Below are 16623 nucleotides of genomic sequence, written 5' to 3'. Positions count from 1 at the left end.
ACCCCTCACAGCCCCTCGTGGAACGGGTCGAGTCGCTCGTCGTACCCGGCGGAGATCTCCTCCTCGGTGAACCGGGTCTCCGCCACGGCCCGACGAACCGCCTGACTCACCAGCGCCTCCTCCACGGCCTCCGCACCAGGACCCTCCGCCGCCCAGGTACCCGCCGCGGCGGACAAATGCGGGAAAGCGGCCTGAGGCACCTGGAGATTGACCAGATTGCGCGTGTCCGGCGCGGCATCGAACGGCGCGGCGGGACGGGACTCCACCGAGATCCTCTCCGGGAACGCGCCGTCCCCCACGGTGTAGGCGCGCTCCTCGACGATGCCGAACTTCGGCCAGTCGGTGATCATCTGATTGGTCTGCTGCGCGACCGTACCCACAAGACCGCGCAACCAGACCGCACGCCGCTCGAAGGCCGTCGCCCGCACACTGTCATCACCCGGCGTCGGCGCCGAGTTGACGATCGTGAAGTCGTCCTCCTTCAGCACGTGATTGGGCACGTGGGCGGGCCAGAACGTCGGCAGGTACGGACTGTAACGAGGACCCAGATGGCTCAGGACCTCGTACCCGGAACGGCAGCGCGCCGCGTCCGTCTGCCAGGGAGCCGCCATCCACCGGGTGAGGTCCCCGGGCCCCTGGGCATACGTCGGGCCGTTCGGCGCGAGCGCCTTCTCCGGCGTGAGCGACGCCCCGTAGTCGGGCTCGGAGGCGCCCGCGGCACGATGCCGGATCCGGAACGGCTCCGTGTACATGGTGGTGCGCCGGATCGGCCAGGTCACCTCGCTGCCCGGGTGGAAGGCGTCGGCCGCGCAGTGCTCCAGCGCCGCGCGGTCCAGCAGGCCCGGCTGCTCGGCGACGGGGGCGTCGTCGACCTCCGGATACACCGTCCGCTCCGTGCCGGGCGTGAACTTCCCTTCCGCCCAGCGCTCCATCATCCGGTCCTGGGTCGGGGACAGCAGCAGATAGTGCCGTACGGACGGATGGGCGGCCGTGGCCATCGCGTCGCCGTAGACCCACGGCCACGGCAGCGGAGAGGTCCCGTCCCGGTCGTAGTCGCGCAGCGCGATGTACACCTGACGGCGCAGCTCCGCGTTCCGGTCGGACGCGTCGGCGAGACGGCTCAGCATCGCCGGAGCGAGGAAGTCGTGCGGCCCCTTCCAGCCGAATTGGGAGGCGAACCCGTGATTGACCCACTGGAGATCGCAGAACCGGCGCAGGACGGGCTCGATGTCCTGCGCGAACGAGACCTGCGGTGGGGGCTGCGTACCGCCGAAGAACACGTCGTGGAGCAGGTCGTACAGGGTGCGCACGCTCTTCGTGTTCGGCGCGTAGTCCGGAGGGCCGACCACGACCCAGGCGGGCGTCGCCGTGAGCATGCGGCCCTCAAGGGTGACGGTCGCCGTCACCGGGCCGTCGGAGGTGTCGTCGTACCAGGTGTCGTTGTTGGCGACCCCGGTCGCCGGCTGGTTCGCGTAGGACTTGGACGTACCCATGCCGCCGAGCACCAGCAGACGGCCGTCCGACCGGGCGGAGATCTCCCCGAGGTAGACCGTCCTGTCCATGATCTTCCCGGAGTCGAACTTCCGGGTCTCGGCGGCGGACGCGAGGACGGTCCGGCTTCCCGGATCGTTGACCAGCTTCTTCCGGTTGGCCCCCACGACACCGGCGTTCCGCAGGCCGTACTGCGCGGGCGTCAGATTCTTCCCCTCGGGGATGTCGAGCGGCACATGGAACTGGTACCAGGCGGCCTTCTTGTTGGCGAGGTGCACGGTCCACGCGACCTCGGACACACCCCCCTCGTTCACCTTGAGCTCCCGCACGACCTCCCCGGCCGCGTTGTAGCCGTACACCCGAAACCGCGCCGCCTGCCTTTTGACCGCCCCGGCCGCGTCCTTGTAGAACCCGGGCTGTTCGGGCAATCGGTCGGGCGACTCCGGGCCGACGAAGAACTCCGTGGCACTGTTACCGACGCGGGCGACTCCGATGGCAGGGTGGATCTTCACCCGCACGATGTTCTGATCCATTGAGGGCCTCCGGTCTACGTCTCCGAAGGCCACCATTGATGCGGTAATAGTATTTTCGGCACTGACGCCCCGGGTGAAAGCACAGCTTCACGCGATCAGGCCAAGGCGGTCCGCCGGCTCTGTCAGTGCTTGGGACCTATGTGGGCGTCCATCAGGGCGACGGACGCACGCTTGGCGACGGAGATGTTCTTCGCGTTGGCGCGCCGCCAGTCGACGCCGACGGCGTCGAGGGTGTCGGTGAAGAGCCGGATGATGTCGGCGGACAGGTTGGTGAAGAAGTAGCGGGGGTACTCGTACCGCTTGAGTTCGCCGCCGATGATCTTCTCGGTCCAGTTGGTGCAGCGGCTGCCGTCGGAGTGGATGAGCCCGCGCAGTAGCTCCCAGGGGTGCTCGTCCACGATCCGTTGTTGCCAGGGTTCGAGGGCGATGTGCCGGTCATGCTTCTTGCCCGGGCCATGCTGAGGGAACAGGCACGGCCAGTGGCGTCCGTAACAGGTGACCATGACGCATCCCTCCTTCTGGAGGATGCACACACGGCTGTCGAGGCGAACATCCCTTATGGCCTCCTCGCACTCCCTGATGAGTCCGGGCCAGGCGTCAGCGCACGCGATACGCAGGTAGTAGCCGCCCCGGGGACGCGGGCTGATGCAGCCGTCGCCGAGATAGAGGCCTAGGAGGTAGGCGTACGCCGCAGGGGTGGCGGGTGAGCCGGGCGCGGGCTGGCATCTCGGGCATATGTCAGGTTCGAGCATGCGTGGCAACGGCTCAATGCGGGTGAGCCAGGAGCGAATCGCCGACCGGGATATGCCGGTCTGTTTGCTGACAGTGTTGAGGCTGCGCCCCTGACCCAGAAGGGCCAGTGCACGTCGCCGGGTCCGAAGGTCGTACATGGGGCCGATCCTGACCAGCACCGGAGGCCTTGGCCTTGGAACCGCGGAAAACCACACGATCAAGTGACTGCGGAGAGAGTTCGCGCGACCTTGGAATGAAAGGAAAGTGCCCCAGGTGGGATTCGAACCCACACTGTCCGCTGTTTGAGAGCGGCCTCTCTAACCAGTTGGAGTACTGGGGCCTGAGAATACAAGGGATTCAGGTCCCCCGCCTGGGCCTACTTTACCGCAGCTCGGTAGGCTCATGGGGAGCAGCATCCTGTCTGGAACGAGGAGCCCCCCGTGACCGCCCCCGAGTCGCCCCAGCCCGCCGACGATGACGACAAGTCGCACGTCCCGCCGCTGACGACGCGTGTCGTCATTGCTGAGGACGAGGCCCTGATCCGTCTGGATCTCAAAGAGATGCTGGAGGAGGAGGGGTACTCCGTCGTCGGTGAGGCCGGTGACGGGGAGCAGGCTGTCGCGCTGGCGCGGGAGCACCGGCCCGATCTGGTGATCCTCGATGTGAAGATGCCCGTTCTGGACGGGATCTCCGCGGCGGAGAAGATCGCGGAGGAGTCCATCGCGCCGGTGCTGATGCTGACCGCGTTCTCGCAGCGGGATCTGGTGGAGCGGGCGCGGGACGCCGGGGCGATGGCGTATCTGGTGAAGCCGTTCAGCAAGAGTGATGTGGTGCCGGCCATCGAGATGGCGGTGTCGCGGTTCACGGAGCTGCGGACGCTGGAGCGGGAGGTCGCGGATCTGACGCTGCGGCTGGAGACGCGGAAGCTGGTGGACCGGGCGAAGTCGGTGCTGCAGACGCAGTACGGGCTGACGGAGCCGGCGGCGTTCCGGTGGATTCAGAAGACGTCGATGGACCGGCGGATGTCGATGCAGCAGGTGGCCGAGGCGGTCATCGAGGACGCGGCGGAGAAGAAGGCGGGGAAGGGGCAGTAGGCCCCTGGTCGCGTATGTGACCTTGTTCCGTACGTGAACGAGGGCCCGCTCCCGGTCATCGGCCGGGGGCGGGCCCTCTTCGTGTGCGTACGGGTCAGTCCTCGCCGAGGTATGCCTTGCGTACGGATTCGTCGTGGAGCAGGGAGTCGCCCGTGCCGGACAGGACGATCTTGCCGATTTCCATGACGTGGCCCTGGTCGGCGAGGGAGAGCGCGGCTTGGGCGTTCTGTTCGACGAGCAGGATGGTGGTGCCCTGTGACTTGAGCTCCACGATGGTTTCCATGATCTTCTGCATCATGATCGGGGAGAGGCCCATGGAGGGTTCGTCGAGCATGAGCAGTTTGGGCTGGGACATCAGGGCGCGTCCCATGGCGAGCATCTGCTGTTCGCCGCCGGAGAGGGTGCCGGCTGCCTGCTTCCGTCGTTCGCCCAGGATGGGGAAGAGGTCGTAGGCGCGCTGGATGTCGTTCTCGATGCCGGCCTTGTCCGTCCGCAGGAACGCTCCGAGCTGGAGGTTCTCCGTGATGGTGAGCCGGGGGAAGATGTGCCGGCCCTCGGGGGAGTGGGCGAGTCCGAGGGCGACGATCTTGTGCGCGGGGACGGTGGTGAGGGGCTTTCCGTCGAAGACGATCCGGCCGCCCGAGGGCTTGAGGAGCCCGGAGAGGGTGCGCAGGGTGGTCGTCTTGCCGGCGCCGTTGGTGCCGATGAGGGTGACGATCTGGCCGGCTTCGACGCTGAAGGAGATGCCCTTGACGGCTTCGATCTTGCCGTAGGCGACTTTGAGGTCCTCGACCTCCAGAAGCGCGGTCACTTCGCGTCCCCTTCCGTACCCGTGGTGCTGGTGGTGCCCGGTGCGTCGGCGGCCGGTTCCGCTGCCTCGGCGGCTGCCTCCGCCGCTTCGACCGCGGCGACCTCTTCGCCGCCGGGGGCGCCTTCGAAGGGGGTGCCGAGGTAGGCGGCGATGACGCGTTCGTCGCCCTGGACGGCCGAGGGGGTGCCCTCGACGAGTTTCTCGCCCTGGACGAGGCAGGCGACGCGGTCGCACAGGTTGAAGATGAACCGCATGTCGTGCTCGATGACGAGTACGGCGATGCCCTGGTCCCGGATGGCGAAGATGAGTTCTTCGGTGACGCGGGTTTCCTGGGGGTTCATGCCGGCGGTGGGCTCGTCGAGGAGGAGCAGGCCGGGTTCGGCGGCGAGGGCGCGGGCGATTTCGAGCTTGCGCTGTTCGCCGTAGGGGAGGTTGCGGGCGAGGTGGTCGGCCTTGTGCTGGAGGCCGATGAATTCGAGGAGTTCCATGGCGCGCTCGTGGGAGGCGGCTTCGGCCTTCTTGAAGCCGGGGCCTCGCAGGAGTGCGGACCAGAGTCCTTCTTTGGTGCGGGTGTGGCGTCCGACGAGGACGTTTTCCAGGACGGTCATGTTGGCGAAGAGCCGGATGTTCTGGAAGGTGCGGGCGATGCCCGCGTTGGTGACGAGGTGGGGCTTGGGCGGGAGGACGGTGCCCTTGTAGGTGACGGTGCCCTCGGTCGGTACGTACAGGCCGGTGAGGCAGTTGAAGAACGTGGTCTTGCCGGCGCCGTTGGGGCCGATGAGGCCGACGATCTCGCCCGCGTTGACGTGGAGGTCGACGTTGCGTACGGCGGTGAGGCCGCCGAAGCGCATGGTGACCCCGGTGGCGTCGAGGACGCTGGTGGTTGTGGTCGCGGTCGTCATGTCGTTCACGCCCCCGCCTTGGCGACGCCGGCGCCCGCGCCGGTGGTGTCGTCCGGTACGTCGAGCTGGTCCGTCTCGTGGAATTGGAGCTGTGCGCGCCGGTTGGCGATGAGCCCTTCCGGGCGGAAGCGCATCAGCAGGATGAGGGCGATACCGAAGCCGAGGAGCTGGTAGTCCTGGAGGAACTGGAGCTTCGCGGGGATCAGGTAGAGCAGGGACGCGCCGATGAGCGGTCCGGTGATGGTGCCCATGCCGCCGAGGATGACGGCCGCGAGGAGGAACGCGGAGTTGGGCGGCACGGGGCCGGCGAACACGTACATCTCGGGGACGACGGTGTGCTGGACGTGTGCCTGTACGGTGCCGGCGAGGCCGGCCAGGGTGGCGCCGAGGGCGAAGGCGATGAGCTTGACGCGGAAGCCGTTGATGCCCATGGCGGTGGCGGCGGTCTCGTCCTCGCGGATGGCGACCCAGGCGCGTCCGATACGGGAGTCGCCGGCCCGGCTGAAGACGACCACCACGAGGATCATGGCGAGGAGCATCAGCAGGTAGTAGTTGGCGTAGGCGCCGAGTTCGAAGCCGAGGACGGTGTGGGACTCGCCGAAGTTGTACCCGAAGAAGGTGAGGTCGGGGATGTTCGGTACGCCGTTGGGGCCGTTGGTGATGCGGGGGCCCGATACGCCGTCGAGGTTGCCGACGGCGATGCGGAAGATCTCTCCGAAGCCGAGGGTGACGATGGCGAGGTAGTCGCCGCGCAGCCGCAGGGTGGGTGCGCCGATGAGGACGCCGAAGATCAGGGAGACGACGGCGCCAGTGAGGACGGCGGCCCAGAAGGGGAAGTGGACGTCGAAGACGGAGGCGGTGGTTCCGGAGACGAGGGCGGCCGTGTAGGCGCCGACGCCGAGGAAGGCGACGTATCCGAGGTCGAGCAGTCCGGCGAGGCCGACGACGATGTTCAGCCCGAGGGCGACGGTCGCGAAGATGAGGATGTTGACCGCGATGAGGGTGAACTGGTCGGTGCTCTGGGTGAAGGGGAACGCGGCGGCGGCGACGAACGCGGCCGAGACGGCGATCAGGCGGTACTTGGCGGTGAGGCCGTTGATCCGCGCGATGAGGCCCGCTTTGAAGAGGGCGGTGGCGGTGAAGCCGACGGTGAGCAGGTAGCCGGTGAAGAGTTCGGCGTACTCGGTGTCGATGCCGTAGGTGAAGACGAAGAGGCCGAGGGCGAAGGCGGCGACGATGATGAGGATCTCTGCCCAGGAGGGGAGTTCCTTGGGCCGCCTGGCCTGGCGGGTGTCGTCGGGCAGCAGGTGGGCGGCGACGACGGGGATGACGGTGACGACGGCGGCGACGAAGCCGCCGGGGTCGAGGTTGACGAGCCCGCCGAGTTCGACGGCGATGGCGATGACCGTGAACCAGGTGGTGGCGAAGGCGCCGAGGGCGAGCAGTTGGAGCGCTTTGGTGGAGCCGGTGGGGGTGAGCCAGACGAGGCCCTTGATCCCGAGTGCCGAGAGCGCGAAGAGCGCGATGAGTACCCCGGCGGTGAGGGTGAGGAGCTGGAGGCCGCCGGGGTAGCCGTAGACGGTGAGGTCGCCGGGGAACTCGGTGGTGTAGGTCCAGGAGAGGAAGGTGCTGGCCACGGTGGCGAGGCCGCCGATGAGGGCGAGCGCGCGCAGTTGGGTGGTGCGCTTGGCGTCGGCCGGTGCCGTGGCGGGGGTTTTGGTGGTCGTGCCGGTCGTGTCTGTCGTGTCAGTCGTGCCGGTCTTGTCAGTCTTGTCAGTCATTGGGTTCACGCCCGATCCGCGACGCGCTCACCGAGCAGGCCCTGTGGCCTGACGAGGAGTACGACGATGAGAAGGACGAACGCCCAGACGTTGGCCCACGCGCCGCCGCCGAGCTGCTGCATCCCGGGGATTTCTTCGATGTACGCGATCGACATGGCTTCGGCGAGGCCGAGGACGACTCCGCCGACCATCGCTCCGTAGATGTTGCCGATGCCGCCGAGGACCGCGGCGGTGAACGCCTTGAGTCCGAGGAGGAAGCCCATCTCGAAGTTGATCTGGCCCTTGTCGAGCCCGTAGGCGACGGCGGCGACGGCTGCGAAGGCGGCGCCGATCGCGAAGGCCATGACGATGATGCGGTCGGTGTTGATGCCCATGAGCTTCGCGGTGTCGCGGTCCTGGGAGGTGGCCTGCATGGCGCGTCCGCTGCGGCTCTTGGAGACGAAGAGGCCGAGGGCGATCATGCACAGGGGGGCGAGGACGAAGAGGAAGGCGTCGGCGCGCTGGATGTAGAGGTTGTCCGTGATGTGGAAGGACTCACCCTTGAATTCCGGGAAGCTGACGGCCTTCTTGGCGTCGGGGTAGAACGCCCAGATGAGCTGCTGGAGCGCGATGGAGAGGCCGATCGCGGTGATGAGCGGGGCCAGTCGTGGGGCGCCTCGCAGGGGGCGGTAGGCGAAGCGCTCGGCCGCGGTGGCGACGGCCACCGAGGCGAGGGCGCCACCTACGATCATGAGCGGTATCGCCACCGTCAGGGAGGTTCCGCTGGGGAGCCAGGTGTAGGTGGTGAGGGCTCCGAAGCCCCCGATCATGAAGATCTCGCCGTGGGCGAAGTTGATGAGCTGCACGATGCCGTAAACCATGGTGTACCCGATGGCGATCAAGCCGTAGAGGGCACCGAGGGCAAGGCCGTTGGCGAGCTGTTGCGGCAGTTCGTTCACCGCAGGGCCTCCGATGAGCGTGTCGGATATGACACCGCGCGAGGGCGCTGTTGCGCCCTCGCGCGGTTCGGTCGTCTGTGGGGTGTGGCGGAGTGATCAGTCCTGGAACGTGGCGCTCTTGACGTCCTTCCAGGCACCGCTCTTGACCTCGTACACGGTGAGCTGCTTGTTGGTGGTGTCGCCGTACTCGTCGAAGGCGACCTTGCCGGTCACGCCGTCGAAGGTGACCTTGCCGGTAGCGGCGAGGACCTTCTCGCGGGCGTCGTCCGGGAGCTTGCCGTCGTTGTCGGCGACGACGGCCTTGACGGCCTGGATGATGGTCCAGGCGGCGTCGTAGGAGTAGCCGCCGTAGGCGCCGTACGGGTCCTTGTAGCCACCGGCCTTGTAGTCGGTGATGAACTGCTTGGCGGTGTCCAGCTTCTCCACGGGGTAGCCGATGGAGGTGGCGAAGTCGCCGTCGTTGGACTCACCGGAGGCGGAGATGAAGTTCGGGTCGTAGATGCCGTCGCCGCCCATGGTGGGGACCTTGGCGCCCGTCTTCTTGATCTGGTCGGAGAGCAGGCCGCCCTCGGGGTACTGGCCGCCGAAGTAGACGGAGTCGGCGCCGGTGGACTTGACCTTGTCGGCGGTGGCGGAGAAGTCGGTCTCCTTGACGGTGACGTGGTCGGTGCCGACGACCTTGCCGCCGAGGCGCTTGAACTCGGTCGAGAAGATCGCCGCGAGGCCGGCGCCGTAGGTCTGCTTGTCGTCGACGACGAAGACCTTCCGCTTCTTGGCGTCGTTGTAGTAGTACTGCGCGGCGAACTTGCCCTGGACGACGTCCGTGGCGGCGGTGCGGAAGTAGGAGGCGAAGGGGCGCTTCAGGTCGCCCTTGGCCCAGTTGTCGCCCTGGGTGAGGGCGGGGTTGGTGTTGGCGGGCGACACCTGGACGAGCTTGGCGGTGTTGAAGACGCCCTGCATCGACTGGGCGACGCCGGAGTTCAGCGGGCCGACCGCGCCGAGGACGTTCGTGTCGCCGACCAGCTTGGTGGCGTTGGCCTGACCGGAGGCCGGGACGGCCTGGTCGTCCAGGGCCTCGATCTTGAACTCGACGCCGGGGACCTCGTTGTTCTTGTTCGCGGTCTTGATGGCGAGGTCGACGGAGTTCTTGATGCCCTGGCCGAGGGCGGACAGCGAGCCGGTGAGCGGCGCGTCCACACCGATGACGACGGTGGTCTTGTCGCTACCGCTGTTGCCCTTGCTGTCGTCGCGGGAGCCACAAGCGGTGAGTGTGAGCGCACCCGTGGTTATCACGGTGGTGAGCATGAGCAAGGAACGGTGTCGCACGTTGAGTCCTCTCCCTGGCGCGGCCTCCTCTGCTGAGGTGCCGTTGCGTTCGCCGGACTGTACTGGTGCGTACATATGAGCTGATGCTCACACCGGCGGCGCGGTGACTGGGCGTGACTCTAAGCCGAGGTGAGGGAGGTGGGGAGCGGTGAGGTCAGGATGTGACTGTCTTGTTATGCCGAGACCAACACCAGGTGGGTGCATTTCATGTGTATCCGGATGTTCCGTGCATTCCGATTTTCGACCACATCGTGAGAACCCGCAGTTCCGCTAAGGGACTTGGGCGCTTTTTGGTACTGACGGCCGGATCGGGCACAGGTGGAGAGGGAAACGGGCAGCCGGGCGTTCCGCGCGGGCAGCGGGCGGATCCTGGTTCACCTGGTTGTTACACAGGGTGATGGGCGGCGGAGCGGTCGTACAGGTGCTCGACCGGGGTCCGGGAGGGGTTACGGCGGCTCGCGCCAGTTCTCCGTACTGCCGGTGGCGCCGTCCCGTGCCGCGCACTCCCGCTTCGCCGCACGGTCGACGAGGGTCCGTGCCGCGGCGGCGCCGTGGAGTGCCAACTCCCGGCGGGCGGCGGCGACAACGGCGTCGTGGATCACGTACTGCTCGTTGGACAGCCCCTTCTGTTCCCAGTCGATACCTGCCCATTCACCGCCGTTCAGCTCCTCCTTCGCCCAGTACGAGACGAGGGTGGCGCAGAGTTCGGCGGGCGTGGTGCGGTGCGGGGAAGGGGTGTTACGGGCGGAGGGCGCCGAGGTTGCGGAGCTGTTGCCGCCGCCCGTGCAGCCGGTCAGAGCCAGGGCCGCGATCAGCGCGGCGAGGGCGATCGGCGGGGCCGGCGCGGGCGCGCGGACCGGACGGATCCGTGCGGGGGCGTGCCGCCCGCCCGCACCGGATCCGCGCCGTCCGCCCGAGGCCATGGGGGCACGGTAGGTGGTGCTACCGGTCCGTACAAGGGGTCCTTCGGGGCCTATCGCGGCGCGACGGCGTCGGGTCGGGCGGCGACGGGCCCGACGTGTCCGGCCGCGGCGTCACGGAGCAGACAGGTCAGCCGGGCGGTGCAGACCCGCTTGTCGTGGTCGTCGGTGATGACGATCTCGTACGTCGCGGTGGAGCGGCCGCGGTGGACGGGGGTGGCGACGCCGGTGACCAGGCCGCTGCGCGCGCCGCGGTGGTGGGTGCAGTTGAGGTCCACGCCGACAGCGATTTTGGTGGCGCCGCCGTGCAGCATCGAACCGATCGAGCCGAGGGTCTCGGCGAGCACGGCGGAGGCGCCGCCGTGCAGCAGCCCGTACGGCTGGGTGTTGCCCTCCACGGGCATGGTGCCGACGATGCGCTCCGCGGACGCCTCGACGATCTGTACGCCCATCCGGTGGCCGAGGTGCCCGGCGGAGAAGAGCGCGGGCAGGTCGACGCCCAGCGCGGCGTACTCGTCGAGGACGTGCTGCGGGAACTTCACGGTGGTCTGCTCACCCATGGGCCAGGCTCCGATCGGCTGCGGTGTTCGCTTGTGTGTGCGGTGTACACCGTCCTGTGTATCAGATGGCTGAGCGAACGCTTAGGTCCTGGCCTGTCCCGTCCCGCCTCGGGTCCTGACCGACGGGACGGGACCCGGGCGGCTCTCACTCGAAGCGCACGACCACGGACTTGCTCGCCGGGGTGTTGCTCGTGTCGGCGGTGGCGCCCAAGGGGACCAGCACATTGGTCTCCGGGTAGTACGCGGCGGCGCAGCCGCGCGCGGTGGGGTAGTGGACGACGCGGAAGCCGGGGGCGCGGCGCTCCACGCCGTCGCTCCATTCGCTGACCAGGTCGGTGTACGAGCCGTCGGCCAGGTCCAGTTCGGCGGCGTCCTCCGGGTTGACCATGACGATCCTGCGGCCGCCCTTGATGCCGCGGTAGCGGTCGTCCAGGCCGTAGATCGTGGTGTTGTACTGGTCGTGGGAGCGCAGCGTCTGGAGCAGCAGCCGGCCTGCGGGGAGCTTCGGGTACTCCACGGGGGCGGCGGTGAAGTTGGCCTTGCCGGTGGCGGTCGGGAAGCGGCGCTCGTCGCGCGGGGCGTGCGGGAGGGCGAAGCCGCCGGGGCGGGCGACGCGGGCGTTGAAGTCCTCGAAGCCGGGGATGACGCGGGCGATCCGGTCGCGGATGGTGGCGTAGTCCTTCTCGAAGTCCTCCCACGGGGTGAGGGAGCCGGGGCCGAGGGTGGCGCGGGCCAGGCGGGCGACGATGGCCGGTTCGGAGAGCAGACGCGGGCCGGCGGGCGGCAGGTTGCCGCGCGAGGCGTGCACCATGCCCATGGAGTCCTCGACGGTGACGATCTGCCGTCCGCCCGCCTGGACGTCCTTGTCGGTGCGGCCCAGGGTGGGCAGGATCAGCGCGCGGGCGCCGGTGACGGCGTGGGAGCGGTTGAGTTTGGTCGAGACGTGGACGGTGAGGCTCGCGCGGCGCATCGCGGCCTCGGTGACGGTGGTGTCGGGGGTGGCGGCGACGAAGTTGCCGCCCATCGCGAAGAAGACCTTGGCCTTGCCGTCGCGGAGCGCCTCGATGGACCGTACGACGTCGTAGCCGTGGTGGCGCGGCGAGGTGATGCCGAACTCCCGGTCGAGGGCGTCGAGGAAGGCCGGGGCGGGCCGTTCGAAGATGCCCATGGTGCGGTCGCCCTGCACGTTGGAGTGGCCGCGCACGGGGCAGACGCCGGCGCCGGGGCGGCCGATGTTGCCGCGCAGCAGCAGGAAGTTGACGACCTCGCGGATGGTCGGCACGGAGTGCTTGTGCTGGGTGAGGCCCATGGCCCAGCAGACGATGGTGCGCTTCGAGGCGAGGACGAGGCGGAGGGCCTGTTCGATCTCGGTGCGGGTCAGGCCGGTGGCGGCCAGGGTCTGGTCCCAGTCGGCGGCGCGCGCGGCGGCGGTGAACTCCTCGTATCCGTGGGTGTGTTCGCTGACGAAGACCTCGTCGACGGCGCCGGGGGTCTCCACGACGAGCTTGTTGAGCAGCCGGAAGAGGGCCTGGTCGCCGCCGATGCGGATCTGGAGGAAGAGGTCGTTGAGGGCGGCGCCCTTGAGCATGCCCTGGGGGGTCTGCGGGTTCTTGAACCGCTCGGTGCCGGCTTCGGGCAGCGGGTTCACCGAGATGATCTTCGCGCCGGCGGCCTTGGCCTTCTCCAGGGCGGAGAGCATCCGGGGGTGGTTGGTGCCCGGGTTCTGTCCGGCGACGATGATCAGGTCGGCCTGGTGCATGTCTTCGAGGGAGACGCTGCCCTTGCCGATGCCGATGGTCTCCGAGAGCGCTGAGCCGGAGGACTCGTGGCACATGTTGGAGCAGTCCGGCAGGTTGTTCGTGCCGAACTCGCGGGCGAAGAGCTGGAGCAGGAACGCCGCTTCGTTGCTGGTGCGGCCCGAGGTGTAGAAGAGGGCCTCGTCGGGGGAGCCGAGCGCGGTCAGCTCCTCGGCGATGATCGCGAAGGCCCGTTCCCAGGTCACCGGCGTGTAGTGGTCGGCGGAGCGGCCTTCGGCGTCCCGGTCGAGAAGCATCGGTTCGGTGATCCGGCCCTGCTGTCCCAGCCAGTAGCCGCTGCGGGTGGCGAGGTCGGCGACGGGGTGGGCGGCGAAGAACTCGGGGGTGACCCGGCGCAGGGTGGCCTCTTCGGCGACGGCCTTCGCGCCGTTCTCGCAGAATTCCGCCGTGTGCCGGTGGTCGCCCTCGGGCCAGGCGCAGCCGGGGCAGTCGAAGCCGTTCTTCTGGTTGACCTTGAGGAGGGTCTGCGCGGTGCGCCGCACGCCCATCTGCTGCTGGGCGATGCGCAGGGTGTGTCCGATGGCGGGGAGTCCCGCCGCCGCGTGTTTGGGCGCCGAGACCTGGGGCGCGTCCTGGACCGGATCACCTGTGGGCGGCTTGCTGGCCATCGCGCTCTCCCTCGGGCGTGGGTTTTTCGCGTACGGCCCCGATCCTGTCACGGGCCGCCGACAACCGTCGGCAGAGGCCCCGGCAGGCGGTCCGGCGGGTGGCTCACGGGCGGTCCCGGGGCCGGTCCGGCGAGTGGCTCACGGGCGGCCCGAGGGCGGCCCGGCGGGTGCTGGCGGTCGGGATTGTCAGTGGGGCGTGGCAGGATCGGACCCGTGGCTGAGACAGCATCGAAGAAGACCGCAGACAACCGTCCCCGCCTGCTCCTCATGGACGGGCACTCCCTGGCGTACCGGGCGTTCTTCGCGCTGCCCGCGGAGAATTTCACGACCGCGACGGGCCAGCCGACGAACGCCATCTACGGCTTCGCGTCGATGCTGGCGAACACGTTGCGTGACGAGGCGCCCACGCACTTCGCGGTGGCGTTCGACGTGTCCCGCAAGACCTGGCGCTCCGAGGAGTTCCCTGAGTACAAGGCGAACCGCTCGAAGACGCCCGACGAGTTCAAGGGGCAGGTCGAGCTGATCGGCGAGCTGCTGGACGCGATGCACGCGGACCGGTTCGCGATCGACGGCTTCGAGGCGGACGACGTCATCGCGACGCTGGCCACGCAGGCGGAGGCCGCGGGGTTCGAGGTGCTGATCGTCACCGGCGACCGGGACTCCTTCCAGCTCATCAGCGAGCACACGACGGTGCTGTACCCGACGAAGGGCGTCTCGGAGCTGACCCGGTTCACCCCGGAGAAGGTCGAGGAGAAGTACGGGCTGACCCCGGCGCAGTATCCGGACTTCGCGGCTCTGCGCGGCGACCCGTCCGACAATCTTCCCGGTATCCCGGGGGTCGGTGAGAAGACGGCCACCAAGTGGATCAACCAGTTCGGTTCGTTCGACGCGCTGGTGGAGCGCGCCGACGAGGTCAAGGGCAAGGCCGGGCAGAACTTCCGCGACCACCTGGAGTCCGTCAAGCTCAACCGCCGGCTCACGGAGATGGTCCGTGACGTCGAGCTGCCCAAGACCCCGCAGGAGCTGGAGCGCGCCCCGTACGACCGTGCGGCGCTCAAGGGCGTCCTCGACGTGCTGGAGATCCGTAATCCCAGCCTGCGCGAGCGGCTGCTCGCCGTGGACCCGGGGGCCGTCGAGGACGAGGCCCCGGCGCCCGCGGCGGGCGTCGAGCTGGACGGCGCGGTCCTGGGCTCCGGCGAGCTGGCGCCCTGGCTGGCGGCCCACGGCGAGCAGCCGCTCGGCGTCGCCACCACCGACACCTGGGCGCTGGGCACGGGCAGCGTCACCGAGGTCGCGCTCGCCGCGGCGGACGGCGCCGCGGCCTGGTTCGACCCGACGCGGCTCGACGAGGCCGACGAGCGGGCCTTCGCCGCCTGGCTGGACGCCTCCGACCGCCCCAAGGTGATGCACAACGCCAAGGGCGTGATGCGCGTCGCCCCCGAGCACGGCTGGCGGGTCGGCGGCGTCACGATGGACACCGCCCTGGCCGCCTATCTGGTCAAGCCGGGCCGCCGCTCCTTCGCGCTGGACGCCCTCGCCATCGAGTACCTGGGCCGTGAGCTGGCCCCCGCGTCCTCCGACGGACAGCTCGCCTTCGGCGCCGACGAGCAGGCCGAGGCCGACGCGCTGATGGCGCAGGCCCGCGCGGTCCTCGACCTGGGCGGCGCGTTCACCGAGCGGCTCGGCGAGGTCGGCGCCACCGAGCTGCTCGACGAGGTCGAGCTGCCCACCTCCGTACTGCTGTCCCGTCTGGAGCGGCACGGCATCGCCGCGGACCGGGCGCATCTGGAGTCCATGGAGCAGCAGTTCGCGGGCGCGGTGCAGCAGGCCGTCAAGGAGGCGCACGCCGCGGTCGGCCACGAGTTCAACCTGGGCTCGCCCAAGCAGCTCCAGGAAGTCCTCTTCGGCGAGCTGGGCCTGCCCAAGACCAAGAAGACCAAGACCGGTTACACCACGGACGCCGACGCGCTGGCCTGGCTCGCCGCCCAGACCGAGCACGAGCTGCCGGTGATCATGCTGCGCCACCGGGAGCAGGCGAAGCTGCGCGTCACGGTCGAAGGACTGATCAAGACGATCGCGGCCGACGGCCGGATCCACACCACGTTCAACCAGACCGTGGCGGCCACCGGCCGGCTCTCCTCCACCGACCCCAACCTCCAGAACATCCCGGTCCGCACCGACGAGGGCCGGGCGATCCGCCGCGGCTTCGTCGTCGGCGAGGGCTACGAGTCGCTGATGACGGCCGACTACAGCCAGATCGAGCTGCGGGTGATGGCCCACCTCTCCGAGGACGCGGGTCTGATCGAGGCGTTCACCTCCGGCGAGGACCTGCACACCACGGTCGCCTCCCAGGTGTTCGGCGTGGAGAAGACCGCGGTCGACCCCGAGATGCGCCGCAAGATCAAGGCGATGTCGTACGGACTGGCCTACGGCCTCTCGGCGTTCGGCCTCTCCCAGCAGCTCAACATCGAGGCCGCCGAGGCGCGTGGCCTGATGGACACGTTCTTCGAGCGCTTCGGCGGCGTACGGGACTATCTGCACCGCGCGGTCGTCGAGGCCAGGGCCACGGGCTACACGGAGACGATGCTCGGCCGGCGCCGGTATCTCCCGGACCTGAACAGCGACAACCGCCAGCGCCGCGAGATGGCCGAGCGGATGGCGCTCAACGCGCCCATCCAGGGCACCGCGGCGGACATCGTGAAGGTCGCCATGCTCAAGGTCGACCGGGCGATGGAACAGGCCGGTCTCACCTCCCGGATGCTCCTCCAGGTCCACGACGAAATCGTCCTGGAGATCGCCCCGGGCGAGCGGGAGCGGGTGGAGGAGCTGCTGCGCCGCGAGATGGCGAGCGCGGCCGAGCTGCGCGCGCCGCTGGACGTCTCGATCGGCGTGGGCGCCGACTGGGAGTCCGCGGCGCACTGAGCACAGAAGGGGCGCACGAGGGAAGGGAGCACAAGCGGTCGCGGTCGGTACGGACAACTGGGCGATGCCGAGGTGGCGAACTGGTGAAAACGGCCGACCGACCGGTGTGCTGGGGCCAGGAGTTGACATAGGGTCGCCTGAGTCCTCGCGCGGGGAGCGCGAACAGCCGTCCACGGGGAGGGGCCCGA

General features: G+C 68.9%; 12 protein-coding genes and 1 tRNA gene. 2 read left to right on the top strand and 11 right to left on the bottom strand.

The genetic code is table 11. The features are described from left to right. Positions 1 to 5: 5 nt before the first annotated feature. From ACIO3P_RS35050 to ACIO3P_RS35040, 3 genes are all read right to left on the bottom strand, one after another. Positions 6 to 2024, bottom strand: a complete 2019-nt coding sequence (locus ACIO3P_RS35050; protein WP_401850335.1) for a LodA/GoxA family CTQ-dependent oxidase — start codon at positions 2022 to 2024, stop codon at positions 6 to 8. 122 nt (positions 2025 to 2146) lie between these two features. Next, the gene (locus tag ACIO3P_RS35045) at positions 2147 to 2914 is read right to left on the bottom strand and encodes a hypothetical protein (protein ID WP_401850333.1); all 768 of its coding nucleotides are present in this window, start codon (positions 2912 to 2914) and stop codon (positions 2147 to 2149) included. Positions 2915 to 3021: 107 nt separating this feature from the next. Further along, positions 3022 to 3096, bottom strand: a tRNA-Leu gene (locus ACIO3P_RS35040). A gap of 100 nt (positions 3097 to 3196) precedes the next feature. On the opposite strand from ACIO3P_RS35040, the gene ACIO3P_RS35035 reads away from it, so the two are divergent. Continuing rightward, positions 3197 to 3850: a response regulator gene (locus tag ACIO3P_RS35035; protein WP_329826105.1), complete on the top strand. Its 654-nt coding sequence runs from the start codon at positions 3197 to 3199 to the stop codon at positions 3848 to 3850. A 94-nt stretch (positions 3851 to 3944) separates the two neighbouring features. Here ACIO3P_RS35035 and ACIO3P_RS35030 read toward each other — a convergent pair whose 3' ends face one another. The 8 genes from ACIO3P_RS35030 to ACIO3P_RS34995 form a co-directional block, all read right to left on the bottom strand. After that, positions 3945 to 4661, bottom strand: a complete 717-nt coding sequence (locus tag ACIO3P_RS35030; protein ID WP_329826106.1) for an ABC transporter ATP-binding protein — start codon at positions 4659 to 4661, stop codon at positions 3945 to 3947. Further along, complete coding sequence (locus ACIO3P_RS35025; protein WP_401850844.1) at positions 4658 to 5563, bottom strand: ABC transporter ATP-binding protein; 906 nt, start codon at positions 5561 to 5563, stop codon at positions 4658 to 4660. Before ACIO3P_RS35025 ends, ACIO3P_RS35030 begins: the two co-directional genes overlap by 4 nt. Before the next feature lie 5 nt (positions 5564 to 5568). Further along, positions 5569 to 7344 (bottom strand): ABC transporter permease subunit, encoded by a 1776-nt coding sequence (locus ACIO3P_RS35020; RefSeq protein WP_329826107.1) that lies wholly within the window; start codon positions 7342 to 7344, stop codon positions 5569 to 5571. 5 nt (positions 7345 to 7349) lie between these two features. Next, positions 7350 to 8282, bottom strand: a complete 933-nt coding sequence (locus tag ACIO3P_RS35015; protein ID WP_329826108.1) for a branched-chain amino acid ABC transporter permease — start codon at positions 8280 to 8282, stop codon at positions 7350 to 7352. Between the two features lie 96 nt (positions 8283 to 8378). Then, on the bottom strand, positions 8379 to 9608 hold the full coding sequence (locus ACIO3P_RS35010; protein ID WP_329826109.1) for a branched-chain amino acid ABC transporter substrate-binding protein: 1230 nt from the start codon (positions 9606 to 9608) through the stop codon (positions 8379 to 8381). Positions 9609 to 10054: 446 nt separating this feature from the next. Continuing rightward, positions 10055 to 10531, bottom strand: coding sequence for a hypothetical protein (locus ACIO3P_RS35005; RefSeq protein WP_329826110.1), 477 nt, complete (start codon positions 10529 to 10531; stop codon positions 10055 to 10057). Positions 10532 to 10581: 50 nt separating this feature from the next. Beyond that, positions 10582 to 11088: a PaaI family thioesterase gene (locus ACIO3P_RS35000; protein ID WP_401850332.1), complete on the bottom strand. Its 507-nt coding sequence runs from the start codon at positions 11086 to 11088 to the stop codon at positions 10582 to 10584. Between the two features lie 145 nt (positions 11089 to 11233). Continuing rightward, a complete protein-coding gene (locus tag ACIO3P_RS34995; protein WP_401850331.1) occupies positions 11234 to 13513 on the bottom strand; it encodes an FdhF/YdeP family oxidoreductase in 2280 nt (759 codons plus the stop codon). Positions 13514 to 13726: 213 nt separating this feature from the next. Between ACIO3P_RS34995 and polA the strand changes: the two genes are divergently transcribed. Next, the gene (gene polA, locus ACIO3P_RS34990; RefSeq protein WP_329826113.1) at positions 13727 to 16435 is read left to right on the top strand and encodes a DNA polymerase I; all 2709 of its coding nucleotides are present in this window, start codon (positions 13727 to 13729) and stop codon (positions 16433 to 16435) included. Positions 16436 to 16623 lie beyond the last annotated feature (188 nt).

The sequence above is a fragment of the Streptomyces sp. NPDC087310 genome, from assembly GCF_044744405.1.
Classification (GTDB): Bacteria; Actinomycetota; Actinomycetes; order Streptomycetales; family Streptomycetaceae; genus Streptomyces.
This window is presented reverse-complemented; position numbering and strand designations above follow the sequence as displayed.